16 protein-coding genes are annotated in these 15985 nt (G+C 70.6%); 10 read left to right on the top strand and 6 right to left on the bottom strand.

All coding sequences use genetic code 11. The annotated features are described in order from the left end of the window. Together AB0K34_RS16690 and AB0K34_RS16685 are read left to right on the top strand one after the other, a co-directional pair. Window positions 1-2550, top strand: a 2550-nt coding sequence (locus AB0K34_RS16690; RefSeq protein WP_364549425.1) for a transglycosylase domain-containing protein, incomplete at its 5' end; no start/stop codon positions are given. A gap of 144 nt (window positions 2551-2694) precedes the next feature. Then, entirely contained in the window at window positions 2695-4152 is a 1458-nt protein-coding gene (locus AB0K34_RS16685) for a glycosyltransferase 87 family protein (protein ID WP_301173814.1), read from the top strand. Between the two features lie 23 nt (window positions 4153-4175). Here the strand turns inward: AB0K34_RS16685 and AB0K34_RS16680 are convergent, their stop codons facing one another. Continuing rightward, window positions 4176-5111 (bottom strand): MerR family transcriptional regulator, encoded by a 936-nt coding sequence (locus AB0K34_RS16680; RefSeq protein ID WP_138636276.1) that lies wholly within the window; start codon window positions 5109-5111, stop codon window positions 4176-4178. A gap of 320 nt (window positions 5112-5431) precedes the next feature. Between AB0K34_RS16680 and AB0K34_RS16675 the strand changes: the two genes are divergently transcribed. Beyond that, window positions 5432-5899: a barstar family protein gene (locus AB0K34_RS16675; RefSeq protein ID WP_171068972.1), complete on the top strand. Its 468-nt coding sequence runs from the start codon at window positions 5432-5434 to the stop codon at window positions 5897-5899. Window positions 5900-5903: 4 nt separating this feature from the next. Here the strand turns inward: AB0K34_RS16675 and AB0K34_RS16670 are convergent, their stop codons facing one another. From AB0K34_RS16670 to AB0K34_RS16660, 3 genes are all read right to left on the bottom strand, one after another. Next, entirely contained in the window at window positions 5904-6281 is a 378-nt protein-coding gene (locus AB0K34_RS16670) for a DUF4190 domain-containing protein (protein ID WP_301173815.1), read from the bottom strand. 167 nt (window positions 6282-6448) lie between these two features. After that, a complete protein-coding gene (locus AB0K34_RS16665) occupies window positions 6449-7216 on the bottom strand; it encodes a deoxyribonuclease IV (protein WP_301173816.1) in 768 nt (255 codons plus the stop codon). Window positions 7217-7256: 40 nt separating this feature from the next. Continuing rightward, window positions 7257-7562: a hypothetical protein gene (locus AB0K34_RS16660; RefSeq protein WP_301173817.1), complete on the bottom strand. Its 306-nt coding sequence runs from the start codon at window positions 7560-7562 to the stop codon at window positions 7257-7259. A gap of 219 nt (window positions 7563-7781) precedes the next feature. Between AB0K34_RS16660 and AB0K34_RS16655 the strand changes: the two genes are divergently transcribed. From AB0K34_RS16655 to AB0K34_RS16630, 6 genes are all read left to right on the top strand, one after another. Next, window positions 7782-7949, top strand: coding sequence for a hypothetical protein (locus AB0K34_RS16655; protein ID WP_301173818.1), 168 nt, complete (start codon window positions 7782-7784; stop codon window positions 7947-7949). A 261-nt stretch (window positions 7950-8210) separates the two neighbouring features. Next, complete coding sequence (gene rpsF, locus AB0K34_RS16650) at window positions 8211-8501, top strand: 30S ribosomal protein S6 (RefSeq protein WP_138636747.1); 291 nt, start codon at window positions 8211-8213, stop codon at window positions 8499-8501. A gap of 37 nt (window positions 8502-8538) precedes the next feature. Beyond that, a complete protein-coding gene (locus AB0K34_RS16645; protein WP_138636748.1) occupies window positions 8539-9108 on the top strand; it encodes a single-stranded DNA-binding protein in 570 nt (189 codons plus the stop codon). Between the two features lie 84 nt (window positions 9109-9192). Beyond that, window positions 9193-9429 carry a 30S ribosomal protein S18 gene (gene rpsR, locus AB0K34_RS16640; RefSeq protein ID WP_026403973.1) on the top strand — a complete coding sequence of 79 codons (237 nt, stop codon included), beginning with the start codon at window positions 9193-9195 and terminating at the stop codon, window positions 9427-9429. Window positions 9430-9445: 16 nt separating this feature from the next. Further along, window positions 9446-9892: a 50S ribosomal protein L9 gene (rplI, locus tag AB0K34_RS16635; RefSeq protein WP_138636749.1), complete on the top strand. Its 447-nt coding sequence runs from the start codon at window positions 9446-9448 to the stop codon at window positions 9890-9892. A 435-nt stretch (window positions 9893-10327) separates the two neighbouring features. Next, on the top strand, window positions 10328-10993 hold the full coding sequence (locus AB0K34_RS16630) for a peptidoglycan recognition family protein (RefSeq protein WP_301173915.1): 666 nt from the start codon (window positions 10328-10330) through the stop codon (window positions 10991-10993). 139 nt (window positions 10994-11132) lie between these two features. Here AB0K34_RS16630 and AB0K34_RS16625 read toward each other — a convergent pair whose 3' ends face one another. Next, entirely contained in the window at window positions 11133-11321 is a 189-nt protein-coding gene (locus AB0K34_RS16625) for a hypothetical protein (protein WP_131944373.1), read from the bottom strand. A 63-nt stretch (window positions 11322-11384) separates the two neighbouring features. Continuing rightward, window positions 11385-12710, bottom strand: a complete 1326-nt coding sequence (locus tag AB0K34_RS16620; protein ID WP_301173819.1) for an MATE family efflux transporter — start codon at window positions 12708-12710, stop codon at window positions 11385-11387. Between the two features lie 338 nt (window positions 12711-13048). Between AB0K34_RS16620 and dnaB the strand changes: the two genes are divergently transcribed. Next, on the top strand, window positions 13049-15799 hold the full coding sequence (gene dnaB / locus AB0K34_RS16615) for a replicative DNA helicase (RefSeq protein ID WP_301173820.1): 2751 nt from the start codon (window positions 13049-13051) through the stop codon (window positions 15797-15799). Window positions 15800-15985: the final 186 nt, after the last annotated feature.

Raw genomic sequence — 15985 nt, 5'->3', positions numbered from 1 at the left:
GGCAGGACGCCGCGTCCCGGTGGCAGGTCGGGCGGGCAGCGCGGCGGGCCTCCCCGGACGGGCGCGCCCGGCGGCGGGCGGCGCCGCGGGGCGCCGGCGGCGTCGCGGTCGGGGCCCGGCGGTCCGCCGCCGGTGCGCCGCGGTCCCGGCGGCCCGGGCGGTCCCGGCGGTCCCGGTGGGCCGGGTGGCCCCGGCGGTCCCGGCGGGCGCGGTCCCGGTGGGCCCGGCGGTCCGGGCGGCCCCGGCGGCTTCTGGGACGACGAGGAGCGCGGCCGCGGCCGCGGCCGTCCCCGGCGCGAGAAGCGCCCGGGCGAACCGGAGAAGACCGGCTGGCGGCGCTACGTCCCGTCCTGGAAGATCATGGTCGCGGTCGTCAGCGTGATGATCCTCGGCATGGCCGTCCTCGTCGTGGTCGCCTACGCCAACACGCCGCTCCCGACCAAGGCGCAGCAGGACGCGCTCCGCCAGGAATCGGTGATCACCTACAGCGACGGGTCGACGCTCGCCCGGATCGGCACCCACCGCGAGGACATAGCGCTCGACAAGGTGCCCGACTTCGTGGTGAACGCGGTGCTCGCCGCGGAGGACCGCAACTTCTGGAGCGAGCCGGGCATCTCCCCGACCGGCATCGCGGGCGCGGTGTTCCGCGCCGCGACCGGCGGCGAGGTCGCCGGCGCCTCGACGATCACCCAGCAGCTGGCCCGCAACTACTGGGCGAACCTCAGCCAGGACCGCACGGTCAGCCGCAAGCTCAAGGAAATCCTCATCTCCATCCGGATGGGCAAGGAGATGGACAAGAAGAAGATCCTTGAGCTGTACCTCAACGTCGTCCCGTTCGGGCGCGACTCGTACGGCATCCAGGCGGCGTCCCGCGCCTACTTCCACAAGCCCGTCACCGAGATCAACGAGTACCAGGCGGCGATGCTCGCCGCGCTGATCCAGCGGCCCGGCTACTTCGCCACCTACGGCCCGACGTCCAACCCGGCCAAGCAGGCGCTGGTCAACCGCTGGAACTACGTCCTCGACGGGATGGTCGAGAAGGGCTGGCTCGACCAGACCAAGCGCTCCGCGGCGAAGTTCCCGCAGACGCAGAAGGAGTGGAGCGACGCGCCGGACGACCCGAACGCCGGCTACCTCCAGGCGCGCGTGGTCAACGAGCTGGAGTCGCTCGGCATCGACCGGCAGCGGCTCGCGACCGGCGGCCTCCGGATCAAGACCACGTTCGACAAGGAACTGCAGGACTACACCAACAAGCTCGTCAAGCAGATCAAGAAGGAGAACAACCTTAAGTCGGACATCTGGTTCGGGCTCGCGTCGGTCGACCCGAAGACGGGCGGCGTGGTCGCCGCCTACGGCGGTCCCGACTTCCGCAAGCAGGCGTTCGACAACTCCTTCCAGGGCAAGGTGCAGCCGGGTTCGTCGTTCAAGCCGATCGTGCTGGCGACCGCGCTCGACCAGGGCATCAGCCTGAAGACGACGATGGACGGCCGCTACAAGCGGACGATCAACGGCGCGACGTTCACGAACGACAGCACGTCCGAGAACGGCATCTACAACCTCAAGCAGATGACCGCGATGTCGATCAACACCGCGTACGTCGAGCTGGGGCAGAAGGTCCAGCTGTCGAACGTGGTCGACATGGCCAAGAAGATGGGCATCCCGGAGAAGACCCCGAGCCTCGACCCGACCTACACCTCGCTGCCGCTCGGCGTCATCGACGCCAGCGCGGTCACGATGGCGTCGGTCTACGCGACGTTCGCGTCCGGCGGCGAGCACCGCGCCGCGCACGTGATCGCGAAGATCACGGACGCCAAGGGCCACACGGTCGTGAACAACGAGAACAAGCCGCTCGACAAGCTGCCCTGGCAGAAGCCGACGCGGGCCTTCTCCGAGGGTGTGGCCGCGGACGCCACGTCCGCGATGCAGGCGGTCGTCCAGACCGGCGGTACCGGTACCCGGGCGAGCCTCGGCTCCCGCCCGGTCGCCGGTAAGACCGGTACTACGGACGAGAACAAGTCCGCCTGGTTCGTCGGCTACACGCCGGAGTTGGCGACGTCGGCGGCGATGTGGCGGCAGGACAAGAACGGCAACCGCAAGTCGCTGATCGGCGTCGGCGGCTACAACCAGGTCTACGGTGGTACGGTCCCGGCCGAGCTGTTCAAGCGCTTCATGCTGAAGGCGCTCGAGGGCAAGGAGATCAGCCAGTTCCCGCCGCCCGCCAACGTGGGCCAGCTCGCCCCGTGGGCGAAGGCGAAGCCGGCTCCGTCCCCGACGAACTCGCCGAGCCCGACGACCTCGCCGAGCTGCCGGCCCGGGCAGCCGAACCAGCAGCCGGGCTGCCCGTCGTCCACGCCGTCCACGCCGACGTCGCCGACGCCGCCGGCGCCCGAGAACCAGCCCTGCGACATGTTCGGCAGGCCGGACGGCTGCAACCCGAACCTGCCGCCCGAGGGCGACAAGGGCTGGTGGTGCGCGAAACCGCAGAACCGCAACCACCCGGCCTGCCGGGATCAGGAACCCCCGAACCCGGAGACCGAGAGCGGCGCATAGCACGGCCCGACACCGGGCGGACGGCCCGGAGCCCTCGCGGCTCCGGGCCGTCCCCTTTTTCTCCGGCCGGCCTCCGGCCTTTCTCCGGCCGGCATCCGGTCGCGTGATCGCCGGTGCCGTCCGGGACGAATAGTCTTGCTGTCCATGTCGTCGTCTTCTGAGGGGCTCGCGATGTCCGCCGGCAGCGACGCGGCGGACGGCCGCCCCGGATCGCACCCGCCCGGCCGGCTGATGCGGCTCGCGCCGGTGCTGACGGGCCTCACCGCCCTGGTGTGCCTCCTCGGCTGGCTGCAGAAGCAGCCCTGTGCGTCGGCGCGGTTCGACTTCCTCAAGACGACGACGAACGCCTGCTACACCGACATCTACCCGCTCTACTACGTGCGCGGGCTGAACGACGGCAAGCTCCCCTACTTCGACGCGTTGCAAGGGTCCGACATCCACTACGTCGAGTACCCGGTGCTCAGCGGCGGCTTCATGCAGCTGGTGGCGTGGCTCGTCCGTCCCTTCGGGGAGGACGGGCGCGGGATGGCGTTCTACAACGTCACGGCGCTCCTCCTCGCCGTCCTCGCGGTCGTGGCCGTCCTCGCCACGGCGTACGCGGCGGGGCGCCGCTCGCTGCGCGTCGGCCTGATGGTGGCGCTGTCCCCCGCGCTCCTGCTCACCGCCTACATCAACTGGGACCTGCTCGCGGTCGCGCTGTCGGCGCTCGCGGTCGCCGCCTGGTCGGCGCGCCGCCCGGCGCTCGCGGGCGCGCTGCTCGGGCTGGCGATCGCCGCGAAGTTCTACCCGCTGCTGTTCCTCGGCCCGCTCGTCCTGCTGTGCGTCCGCGCCGGTCAGTGGCGCGCGATGGGTCGGCTCCTCGCCGGCACCGCGGGCGCGTGGCTGCTGGTCAACCTGCCGGTGATGGTCTTCGCGTGGGACGGCTGGCTGGAGTTCTACACCTTCAGCCAGAAGCGCGGCGTCGACTGGGGCTCGATCTTCTTCGTCCTGCAGGACCACGGGCTGCCGGAACCCGCCGGCGACACCGACCTGCTCAACCTGCTCGGCACCGGGACGTTCCTCGTCCTCGCCGCCGGTATCGCCGTCCTCGCGCTCGCCGCGCCGCGCCGCCCGCGGCTCGCGCAACTGCTGTTCCTGGTCCTCGTCGCGTTCATGCTGCCGAACAAGGTCTGGTCGCCGCAGTACGTCCTTTGGCTGCTGCCGCTCGCGGTGTTGGCTCGTCCTAAGCTGCCCGCGTTCGTCGCATGGCAGATCGGCGAAATCATCTACTTCTTCGGCATCTGGTGGTTCCTGCTGTCGGTGTCCGGGCAGACGCAGGGCGCGAACCTGTCCGACACCATGTCGGCTGTGCTGAGCATGGACGCACCCGAAGGCGGCATCAGCCAGGACGTGTACTCGCTGGCTCTGCTGGCCCGGTTCGTGACCGTCCTGGTGTTGGCAGCCCTTGTGGTCTGGGACATCTTGCGGCCGTCCGGTGACATCGTCCGGGCGAACGGTGTGGACGACCCGGCGGGCGGCGTCCTCGACGGCGCCGCGGACGTGGTGTCGCTGGGACGCTGGCGCGGCGCTCACCACCGCGCCGGCGTCCCAGCACCGTCCTGACCCGCCGGTGACGCTCGCTCGGCTCAGGTGAGCCGGTTGCGCAGCGCCTCGGCGAACCACTCGAACGACGGAGTCATCGCGGGCCAGCTCGGCCAGCCGTTGATGACGGCGATCAGCTGCCAGTACCGCTCCGCGCGCGGGTCGGTACCGATCTCGATCTGCTGCAGCAGCTCCCGCCGGAACTCGGCGCCGTCCGCGGCGCCGTAGGCAGCCGCGTAGGCGGCCACCAGCTCGTCGACGACCGGACGGGCCGCGTCCGAGGCGGGCTCGATCCCGTCCGCGATCGCCGCCGCGATCTTCTCCCCCGTCACCCGGCCGAGGCCCTCCGGGTCCTCCGGGTAGCCGCCCCTCTCGATCTGGGCGGCCTGGTACTCGGCCATCCGCCGCACCGACGCCCGGAACCCCGGGTCGCCGACCAGCTCGGCCAGCTCGACCCAGGCGTCGACCTGCTCGGGCGCGGGGTCGTCCGGCAGCTCGGGCAGCCCGGACCGCATCTTCGCCTCGAAGTCGGGGTTCACGTCGAGCCCGGCGAACGACTCGTCGATGAAGTCGGTGATGATCCGCCGGCGCTCCTCGTCGGACAGCCGGGCCAGCTTGTTCATGATCTCGATCTCCTCCGGGGTGGATCCGCGTTTCGCCACCGCCCGCAGCACGGCCCGGCGCAGCCGGAGCGTCCGGATCTGCACGTCCAGCGCCTCCGCGTGCGCCGCCGCGACCTCCCCGACCCCGATCTCGCGGGCCAGCACCCGCTGGATCGTGCCGAGGTCGACGCCGAGGTCGCGCAGCGTCCGCACCAGGTCGAGGCGCGCGGCGGCCTCCGCGTCGTAGAGCCGGTAGCCGGCTTCGGTACGGCAGGTGGGCGGCACGACGCCTTCGTCGGAGTAGAACCGGATCGTCCGCACCGAGAGCCCGGTGCGCCGCGCCAGCTCCCCGATCGTGTACAAGGCGTCGCCGTCCATGCCCCTCACCCTGTGCCCTCCACCCGCTGGAGACTCAAGCCCAATACTCTCCCCGGCCGGTGGATACTCCGGGTCACCGGGCGTCACGGTACGTCCGCCGGGTACTCCGCCACCGCATCGTTCCTGGTCAGCGCGTCGCATCGGCGGCACGAGGGCGGTGTGCGACGATCGCGGGCGTCGCGCGGGACGTTTCGTGGCCGGAATCTGCCTGTATGGGGGGATTTTCTGCCGTATGCCGGGGAACTGCTCGCGGCGGGCGGGGGTCGGCCCGGCCCCCCGTGGACGGATCGCGGGGACGCGGGAACAGCCGGGGAGAGGACGTGGACGCGAACCAAGCACTGAACGAGCTGCTCGCGGGACGGCTGGAGCCGGGCGTCTACCAGTGGCGGACGGCCCCGGTACCGGGCGCGGTCGGCGACACCGGCTGGACGGAGCGGGCCGAGGAGGCCGGCTGGCGCGGGTTCCACCTCGACGGCCGCCGCGCCCGCGACAAGGCCGGGTTCCTCCGGGTGTGCGCCGCGGTGTTCGAGGCGCCGGCGCTGGCCGGCGGCGACTGGGACGACCTCTCCGCCGTCCTCAAGGACCTGTCGTGGGCGCCCGCGAAGCACGGCTACCTGGTGCTGTACGAGTCCTGGGCCGAACTGGCCGACACCGACCACAAGTCGCTGCGGATGGTCCTCGACGTGTTCGGCGACGCGGTCAAGGCGTGGCGCGCCACGTCCACCCCCATGACGGTGCTGATGTCCAGCGTAGGGGTGGAGGTGGCGGGCGTCCCTCGGCTGGCCTGAGCGGTCAGTACGTGCTGCTGGTGCTCGCGGCGAACATCGCGATGCCGAGGATGTAGAAGAGCAGGATCAGCAGCCAGCCGGCGCTGATCAGGTAGCCGAGGATCAGGCCGGTGACGGCCATGCCGTGGCCGCCCTCGCCGGTCCGCTTGATCTGGCTCAGCGACACGTGCCCGAAGATGACCGCCAGGACGGACGTGACACCGCACGCGAAGAACCCGATCAGCCCGCACACCAGCGACGCCGTCGCCATCCCGTTGGTCGGCGGGGCGACCGGCATCGAAGCCCCGTAGTAGTGGTGCTGCACGGCCGGGGGCTGGGAGTAGGACTGCGCGTAGGGGTCCTGCGACCCGTAGCCGTAGGGGTCGTAAGGGGGCTGTGCCATGTGCTTCCCGATCGGTTCGCGCGCCCGCCGCCGGAGAGGACGCGCGTGCGCTGAGGGCTGGATTCCGGATTATGCCAGTGTGACGTGACCTTCGGATTTTGTCGTCAGGCTGGTTGCACCCGGGTTAGATGCCGCGCACGCTGCGCGGGTTCCAGCGACTCCGCCCCTCAGAGCTTGGAACGCAGCCAGGCGATGTCGTCGGCCTGCCCCGCGGCGGGCGTCTCCACCACCACCGGGGCGCCCGCGGCCCTTACCACGGTGAGGATCAGCTCGGGGTCGATGCTGCCGCTGCCGAGGTTGGCGTGCCGGTCGGCGCCCGACCCGAACGCGTCCCGGCTGTCGTTGCAGTGCACCAGGTCGACGCGGCCGGTTATGGCCTTGATCCTGTCGACGGCGTCCACCAGTTCCTCGCCGGCCGCGTGCGCGTGGCAGGTGTCGAGGCAGAAGCCGAGCTTGCCGTCCAGCCCCGGAACCCCGGACAGCACCTCCCACAGCCGGGCGATGCGGTCGAACTTGCGCGCCATGGCGTTCCCGCCGCCCGCGGTGTTCTCGATGTAGACCGGAATCGGACACTCGACCCGCTCGAACACCTTCCGCCAGTTCTCGAAGCCCGTCTCGGGGTCGTCGTCCTTCAGCACGTGCCCGCCGTGCACGATCAGCGCCTTCGCCCCGATGGACGCGGCCGCCTCCAGCTGCTGCGTGAGGTTCTTGCGGCTCGGGATGCGGATCCGGTTGTTGGACGTCGCGACGTTGATCGTGTACGGAGCGTGCACGTACACGTCCACGCCGGAACCCGCCAGCGCCTCGACGCCCTCCGGCAGGACGGGCTTCTTCCAGCCCTGCGGGTCGCCCAGGAAGAACTGGACGACGTCCGCCCCGACCGCGCGGGCGTTGTCGAGCGGGTGCTGCTGGTCGACGTGGGCTCCGATGCGCATGCCGACGAGCCTATCCGCGCCCTCCGACACCCGGGACGCGTCAGAGCGAGAAGCCCCCGTTGCTCAGCGCGAAGCCGGTGCCGACGAACGCGGTGATCATGCCGATCACGTTCAGCCACCGCTCGTTGGTCGTCGCCGAGATCAGCTGCGAGTACAGCGAGAGCGGCAGCCCGATCACGCCCAGCACGGCACCGGGGAAGTGCGTCTCGGGGAACCACCCCAGGAACAGGGCGGCGACGCCGATGGTGATGGCCGCCACCGCCAGGACGCCCTGCAGCCGGCGGGGCTCCTGCTTGGTGCCGGCGCGGGCCGGCGTCCGCCGGGCGTCGGTTGCCTCCTGTGGCATCGGATCCTCCTCAGGTGGTGCTCCCGCGCTTGGGGCGCATGGTGAACGCGGGACCGGACGGACCATGCCCATAAAGGAATTCCCAGCCCGAGCAAAGATCAACCGGTGTGGGCGGTCGGAAAATGTCGGCGGCACCCGGTACTGTCGAACATGGATTCGAGAACACCGGCTCGGTCCGGCCCCCGAGGGGAAGCGGGGGAGAGCAGGAGGTTGCACACCGTGACGAAAGCGGAGTTGGGGCTCATTGGCGACGCGGAGCTCGTCGAGGAGCTGTCCCTGCTGACGACCCAGACCGCCCGCATGCGCGCCCGCATGGCCGACATCATGGCCGAACTGGAACGCCGCCGCTGCACCAGACCCACCCACCCGGCCCACCAACGCCACTGAAGGCGGGAACCGGCGCGCAGCCGGCCTGTGGGGGGCGACCCCCACACCCCCGACAAGGGCGGTACGAGCCGGCTCCCTTCGTTCCGCTGGCGCTCCACTACGGGAACCGGCTCGTACGCTGCCGACTGTTGGTAGCCTGTATCGGTCTCGCGGCAGGTGCGCCCGGCAATCCGGGGTCCGGCACCGCCGCGGCGGACGCAAGAGCCCTCCTGTCACGGAGAGACCGTGACCGCACCAGTCCAGAGGAGGTAGGGACACAGCATGCGTCGTTACGAACTCATGACCATCCTCGACCCCGCCATCGACGAGCGCACCGCGAACGCGGCGCTCGAGCCGTTCCTGAAGGTCGTCCGGGACGGCGGCGGCAGCGTCGAGAACGTCGACGTCTGGGGCCGCAAGCGCCTGGCGTACGAGATCCAGAAGAAGTCCGAAGGCATCTACGCGGTGATCGACCTTTCGGCCGAGCCTGCCACGGTCAAGGAGCTCGACCGGCAGCTCAACCTGAGCGAGTCGATCCTCCGCACCAAGGTCATCCGCCCCGAGGTCCACTGAGCCAGGCTCAGCCCTCTCATCAGCCGGAGCGAGCCCCATGGCAGGCGACACCGTAATCACGATCGTCGGGAACCTCGTCGAGGACCCGAATCTCCGCTTCACCCCGAGCGGCCAGGCCGTCGCGTCCTTCCGCATCGCCTCGACCCCGCGGTTCTTCGACCGCCAGTCGGGCGACTGGAAGGACGGCGAAGCCCTGTTCCTGACCTGCAACGTCTGGCGGCAGGCCGCCGAGAACGTCGCCGAGACCCTGCAGCGCGGCATGCGGGTCATCGTCCAGGGACGCCTCAAGCAGCGGTCGTACGAGACCCGCGAGGGTGAGAAGCGCACCGTCTTCGAGATCGAGGTCGACGAGGTCGGCCCGTCGCTGCGCAACGCCACCGCCAAGGTCAACAAGACCCAGCGGCAGGGCGGTGGCGGCGGCTTCGGCGGCGGTGGCGGCCAGGGCGGCGGCGGATTCGGCGGCGGCGGCCAGGACGGCGGCTTCGGAGGCGGCGGCGGCCAGCAGGGCGGCGGCGGCTTCGGAGGCGGCCAGCAGGGCGGCGCCCCGGCGGACCCGTGGGCCACCGGCGGCGGTGGCGGCGGCTACTCCGACGACCCGCCGTTCTAGGACCCGACGCTCCGGCGCGACCACGACACCATCCAGTACACGTCCATTCCCGCGTGAGCGGGGCTCTCCCAAAGGAGCACCACGATGGCGAAGCCACCTCCCCGCAAGCCGAAGAAGAAGGTTTGCGTTTTCTGCCAGGAGAAGATCTCCTACGTCGACTACAAGGACACGGTCCTGCTGCGGAAGTTCATCTCCGACCGCGGCAAGATCCGTGCTCGGCGGGTGACCGGCAACTGCACCCAGCACCAGCGGGACGTCGCCACGGCGATCAAGAACGCCCGCGAGATGGCGCTGCTGCCGTACACCAGCACCGCGCGCTGAGGCAGGGGGAAAGATCATGAAGCTCATCCTGACCCAGCAGGTCTCCGGGCTCGGCGAGCCCGGTGACGTCATCGAGGTCCGCGACGGCTACGGCCGCAACTACCTCGTCCCGCGCGGGTTCGCGATCAAGTGGACCCGGGGCGCGGAGAAGGAGATCGACTCCATCAAGAAGGCGCGTTCGGCTCGCGAGATCGCGACCGTCGAGCACGCCAAGGAGGTCGCCGACCAGCTCGGCGGCCTGCGCGTCACGCTGCGCACCCGGACCGGCAGCAACGGCCGCCTGTTCGGCGCGGTGACCGCCGCCGACATCGCCGCCGCGGTCCGCGCCGCCGACGGCCCCGACCTGGACCGCCGCCGCATCGAGATCGGCAACCCGATCAAGACCGTCGGCACCCACCGGGTCAGCGTGCGCCTGCACAGCGACGTCAGCGCCACGATCGACGTCAACGTCGTCGAGGGCTGACGCTCCACCGCACCACCGAACGGCCCCCGAGCCCACACAGGCTCGGGGGCCGTTTCGCGTCCACCCTCCGCTCGCCTGTGCGCAGCTCATCGTCTCCCGCCTCCCGCTGACTCCGTGGGCGGGGCGGCTTTGGATCCCGCAATCTCTTGCACAAGAGCAGGGCGAACGCGGTCCAAAGGGAGGGATCGTGCGCTGGGTTTCATGTGAAACGTCCCTGAACCGCCCTGTGTTTGGGTGATCGTCAGAGCGGCCATGACGTTCCGTGATCAGTTGATCCGGAATGAGGGGGACGGTGTGATCGCGCATTCGGGGGACGGCGCGGACGACCGGGACCGGCGCGGCCTGCCGGTGACGCGGCGGGCGATCATCGGCGGCCTGGCGGGGGCCGGCCTGCTGGAGATGCTCTCCATGGCGTCGCCACTCCGGAACGGGGCCATGGCGGACGAGGGGATCATGGCCCCCGGCCACTTCAGGGCGGAGACCCCGCACATCTACACGCGCGCGCAGTGGAACGCGAGATCGCCGAAGCGGGGGGCCAAGGTCCTGAAGCGGGCGCCGGACCACATCATCGTGCACCACACCGCCACGGCCAACACCAGCGACCTGTCGCTGTCCCACGCGTTCAACCTGTCGCGGTACATCCAGAACTTCCACATGGACAAGAACGGCTGGGACGACGCCGGCCAGCAGCTCACCATCAGCCGTGGCGGCATCGTGATGGAGGGCCGCAACCGCAGCCTGAAGGCGATCCGCGACGGCGAACTCGCGGTGGGGGCGCAGGTCCTGCACCACAACCAGCACACGATCGGCATCGAGAACGAGGGGACGTACACGTCGCGGGCGGTTCCCGGCAAGCTGTGGGGTTCGCTGGTGGAGGTGTGCGTGTGGCTGTGCCGACAGTACAACCTGGACCCGGCCGAGGCAATCGTCGGGCACCGCGACTACAACAAGACGTCATGCCCGGGCGACAGGCTCTACGCGCGGCTGCCCGAACTACGGCGTGCGGTCGCCGAACGCCTGGAGACGTCCAACCCGAGCCAGAGCAACGCCAACGACGGCTCCATCCTGTCGGTGCTGCCGTCCATCGACGACCTGACCTGACCCTTCCCTCAGGCGAAACGTCCGTCGGGGCGATGCCGACTGGGCGCGACTGTGGCTCAGGGTGATGGTGCGGGACGGGTGTCGGGCGGCGGTTCTGGCTTATCGGGCACGAGGTGGGCTTGTCAGGGGCGGGCTGTGGTCATGTGTCGGGGGTCGTGTAGCGGGTTCGGCGGCGGGCTATCTCGGGGTCGATGCCCTCGATCAGGGACCAGATGCCCGCGACGCGTTCCACCAGGGTCTCCGGAGGCAGCCCGGCCAGGCCCTCGGCCGCCAGGTCGTCGATCGCCTGCGTCAGCCGGGCCATCCGCTCGCCGTGTGTGGAACACATGTTCGAATCGTAGCGGGTGGGGTCGGTGGTGCGGGTGCGATTCCCAGGATTTTGCCTGGGCGGTCAGCGGACGGCTCCGGTGACCATCCAGCGGTCGCCGCGTGCGCGCAGGCCGAGGGTGATCATCCGGGTCAGCATCCACAGCCCGATCGCGAGCCACAGCCCGATGATGCCCGCGTCCGCCCGGAACAGGACGATCGCGGCGGGGAGGAAGACGATCGTCGCGATCAGCGTGGTCGCGGCGAGGTAGGCGCCGTCGCCGGCGCCGATCAGGATGCCGTCCAGAACGAACACCACGCCCGCCACCGGCTGCAGCAGCGCGACCAGGAGCAGCGAGGCGAGCAGTAGGTCGCGGACGTCGCCGTCCCCGGTGAACAGGCCGGGGAGCCACGGGCGCACGGCGAGGATGAGCAGGCCGAACACGATGCCGCAGCCGACGCCCCACCAGACCATCCGGCGCGTGATCGCCCGGGTGCCCTGGACGTCGGACGCGCCCAGGTAGCGCCCGGTGATGGCCTGCCCGGCGATCGCGATGGCGTCGAGCGCGAACGCCAGCAGCGTCCACACCTGGAAGCCGACCTGGTAGGCGGCGATCTCCTCGTCCCCCATCCGGGCGGCGATCGACGTGCCCACGATGAGGACGATGCGGAGCGCCGCCGTCCGCACCAGGAGGCCGAAGCCCGCCGTGGCGGACGTCCGCAGCCCGTCCAGGTCGGGGCGGACGGAGGCCCCATGGCGGCGTGCCGCGCGCAGGACGACGGCCGTGTAGACGACCGCGCTGCCCGTCTGGGCGAGGACGGTGCCCCAGGCCGACCCGGCGATCCCCCAGCCCAGGACGATCACGAACAGCACGTTGAGCAGCAGGTTCGCCGTGAACCCGCCGATGGAGACGGCGAGCGGCGTGCGCGTGTCCTGGAGGCCGCGCAGGACGCCGGTACCGGCGAGGACCAGCAGCATGGAGGGGATGCCGAAGAGGCTAACCCTGAGGTAGGTCACGGCGTACGGCGTCACAGAGGGGGACGCACCGAACGCGTCCACGATCCATGGGACGAGCGGCCAGCCGGCGACGATCAGCACCGCGCCGATGGCGACCGCCAGCCACATGCCGTCGATGCCCTGCCTGATCGCGGCGCGCATGTCGCCGGCGCCGACCTGCCGCGCGACCCCGGCGGTGGTGCCGTAGGCGAGGAAGACGCAGAGGTAGACGAGGGTGTTGAGGGCCTGGCCGGCGACTCCGAGCCCGCCGAGCTGGGCGGTGCCGAGATGCCCGACGATCGCCGAGTCCGAGAGCAGGAACAGCGGCTCGGCCACGAGCGCGCCGAAGGCCGGCACGGCGAGGCGCAGGATCTCGCGGTCGTGCGCGGTCGCGAGCCGCCGGGAAGTCGTCACCGCGCCGAGGTTACCACCGGGGTAACTCTCCTAAGAACTTCAAGCCTTACATGGGCGGGGACGGCCGACTTTCTTTCCCGCACAGCCGGTGGATGACGTTGCCGCAGGTCAGCCATATGGACCGGGAGTCGTCCACGGGAAATCCACAAAGTTGTCCACAGGTAGTGCACAACCCTAACGGCGTGTCTGCACAGGCAGTCCACAGGGTTGTCCACAGGCTGCTTTGCCCCCGGCCGCGCGGCCTCGCGAGAATGTCCGACGCGTCAGGTAGACGTGAGATGAACGGTCGGCGATGGGCGGACGGGGCCGCCGGCGGCCGAGATGAAGGGGGTGCGACGGTGAGCGTGGCCGACATCGGACCGCAGGAGCACGAGTTCGAACGCACCCCGCCGCACGACATCTCGGCGGAGCAGGGCGTCCTCGGCGGCATGCTGCTCTCCCAGGACGCCATCGCCGAGGTCGTCGAGCTGCTGCGCACCCCCGACTTCTACCGGCCCGCGCACCAGATCATCTACGACGTCATCCTCGACCTCTACGGCCGCGGCGACCCGGCCGACGCCGTCACCGTCGCCGGCGAGCTCACCAAGAACGGCGAGATCGCCCGGATCGGCGGCGCCCCCTACCTGCACACCCTGATCTCCCTGGTACCCACCGCGGCCAACGCCGGGTACTACGCCAAGATCGTCCACGAGCGGGCGATCCTGCGCCGCCTGGTGGAGACCGGCACCCGCATCGTCCAGATGGGCTACGCGGCGGACGGCGCCGACGCCGACGAGGTCCTCGACCGCGCCCAGGCCGAGGTCTTCGCCATCGCCGAGAAGCGCGCCGGCGAGGACTACGTCGCCCTGTCGGAGATCATGCCCGGCGCCCTGGACGAGATCGAGGCCATCGGCAGCCGCGGCGGCCAGATGGTCGGCTGCCCCACCGGCTTCGCCGACCTCGACGCCCTCACCAACGGCCTCCACCCCGGCCAGATGATCGTCGTGGCGGCACGCCCCGCCATGGGCAAGGCTTTGAGCGTGAATGCCCCACTTCCCACCCCTTCCGGGTGGACGACCATGGGGCAAGTGTCCGTCGGTGACCATCTGATCGGAGCCGACGGCAAACCGACCCGCGTGGTCGCCGCGACGGACGTGATGTACGGCCGTCCCTGCTACGAGGTCGAGTTCTCCGACGGGGAAGTCATCGTCGCCGACGCCCAGCACCAGTGGCGCACGTCGACGGTCATGGGCGGCGACGCTCCATCCTCGTCCGATGCCGCGCCGCAGCTCGCGAGCGGGGGCTGGGTCGCCGCCGATGCCGGAGCGGCTCGCGCCGGCCACGTCCGTGAAGACGTGGTCTCGAGCAGCGAACCGATGGACATCGGAACGATCTTCCCCATGGTCCTCTCCGGGGAGCGCGGTGGCTCGATCGGACGCTTCGGAACCGGGGTCGGGTCAGTCCCACATGCCCTCGGTCTCCTCGCCGCCACCGGAAGTCGCGCCTCCGGCCGCGACCGGTCGAAGGGGAACGCCCGGTGCGGTGGGCCGAGCGAATGCTCCCCGAAGTGGACGGCCCGACGTCGCGGCCGCCTCGACAGGGGCTTCGCGCAGCCATCCGAGATCACCAGTGCGGACACCGAGACGCGCAAGGCGGCCCATCGCCGTCACCGCGCCATCGCCGTCCCGCCGCAGGACATGCGGGCCGGGCGCATCCACTCGCGGATCCGGACGACCGAGCAGGTGTTCGCGTCGCTCCGGCACGCGGGCCGTCCCGCCCACACCGTGGAGGTCGCCGGCGCCTTCGACCTCCCGGAGGCCGAACTGCCCGTCGACCCGTACGTCCTGGGCGTGCTGCTCGGCGCCGGGGAGGCCGGAACCGACGGCATCACCTGCCTTGACCGCGAGGTCGTCGCTCAACTGGAGGCGACCGGCGCGCAGGTCGTCGAGGAGGCCGTCCCCGGCTGCTACCTGCTCCCCGGGACGCACCGCCGCCTCGGCCCGTCCGACGGCAGGCACATCCCCGCCCGGTACATGCGGGCGTCCGCGGCGCAGCGGCGGGCGCTGCTCGCCGGGCTGCTCGACGTCCGGGGCCACGTGGCCGCTGACGGGCGCGTCGACCTCGCCTTCTCCTCCGCCGAGCTCGCCGCAGAGGTGCACGAACTCATCCTCAGCCTGGGCCACCGCGCCGAGCTGACGACGACCGGCCCGGCAGAGGAGGCCGTTCACGAGATCGGCTTCACGCCCGCCGAGACGGTGTTCAGGCTGCCGCGCAAGGCGGCACGGCAGCCGAAGACCGTCTCCCCCGAGGCCCGGGTGCGGTACATCGTGGACGTCCGCCCCGTGGAGAGCGTGCCCGTGCGGTGCGTGCAGGTCGACAACGACGACCACATGTACCTGGCCGGGCGGCACTGCGTCCCGACGCACAACTCGACGCTCGCGCTCGACTTCGCCCGCGCCGCGTCCATCAAGCACGGCCTGACCTCGGCGTTCTTCAGCCTGGAGATGGGCCGCAACGAGATCACGATGCGGCTGCTGTCCGCCGAGGCGCGGGTGGCGCTACACGCGATGCGGTCCGGCACCATGCAAGACGAGGACTGGACGCGCCTCGCCCGCCGCATGAGCGAGGTCGCCGAGGCGCCGCTGTTCATCGACGACTCGCCCAACATGTCGATGATGGAGATCCGCGCGAAGTGCCGCCGCCTCAAGCAGCAGCACGACCTGCGGCTCGTCATCATCGACTACCTGCAGCTGATGACGTCCGGCAAGCGGGTGGAGAGCCGCCAGGTCGAGGTCTCGGAGTTCTCCCGCTCGCTGAAGCTCCTCGCCAAGGAACTCGGCGTCCCGGTCATCGCGCTGTCGCAGCTCAACCGAGGTCCCGAGCAGCGAACGGACAAAAAGCCCATGGTGTCCGACCTACGCGAATCGGGATCTATCGAGCAGGACGCCGACATGGTGATCCTGCTGCATCGCGAGGACGCCTATGAGAAGGAGTCGCCGCGCGCCGGTGAGGCCGACCTGATCGTCGCCAAGCACCGCAACGGCCCGACCGCCACGGTCACCGTCGCGTTCCAGGGCCACTACAGCCGCTTCGTCGACATGGCCCAGTAGCGGCGAACCGGCGGCGGCGTGCCCTGGCCGAGGCAGGGGCGGCGTGCGCCATAGCGCGTACTGAGAGCACTGCGGTTCCGATGCCACTGTCGCGGTAACGGTGGCGGGGGTCTCGACAAGTACGGGGTGTCACCGTAGTGAAGGAGAGACACGTGCGCTGTGGGTGCCCCCGTCCTCGGGGCTTCG

Source organism: Actinomadura sp. NPDC049382, assembly GCF_040677125.1.
GTDB classification, from domain to species: domain Bacteria; phylum Actinomycetota; class Actinomycetes; order Streptosporangiales; family Streptosporangiaceae; genus Spirillospora; species Spirillospora geliboluensis.
This window is presented reverse-complemented; position numbering and strand designations above follow the sequence as displayed.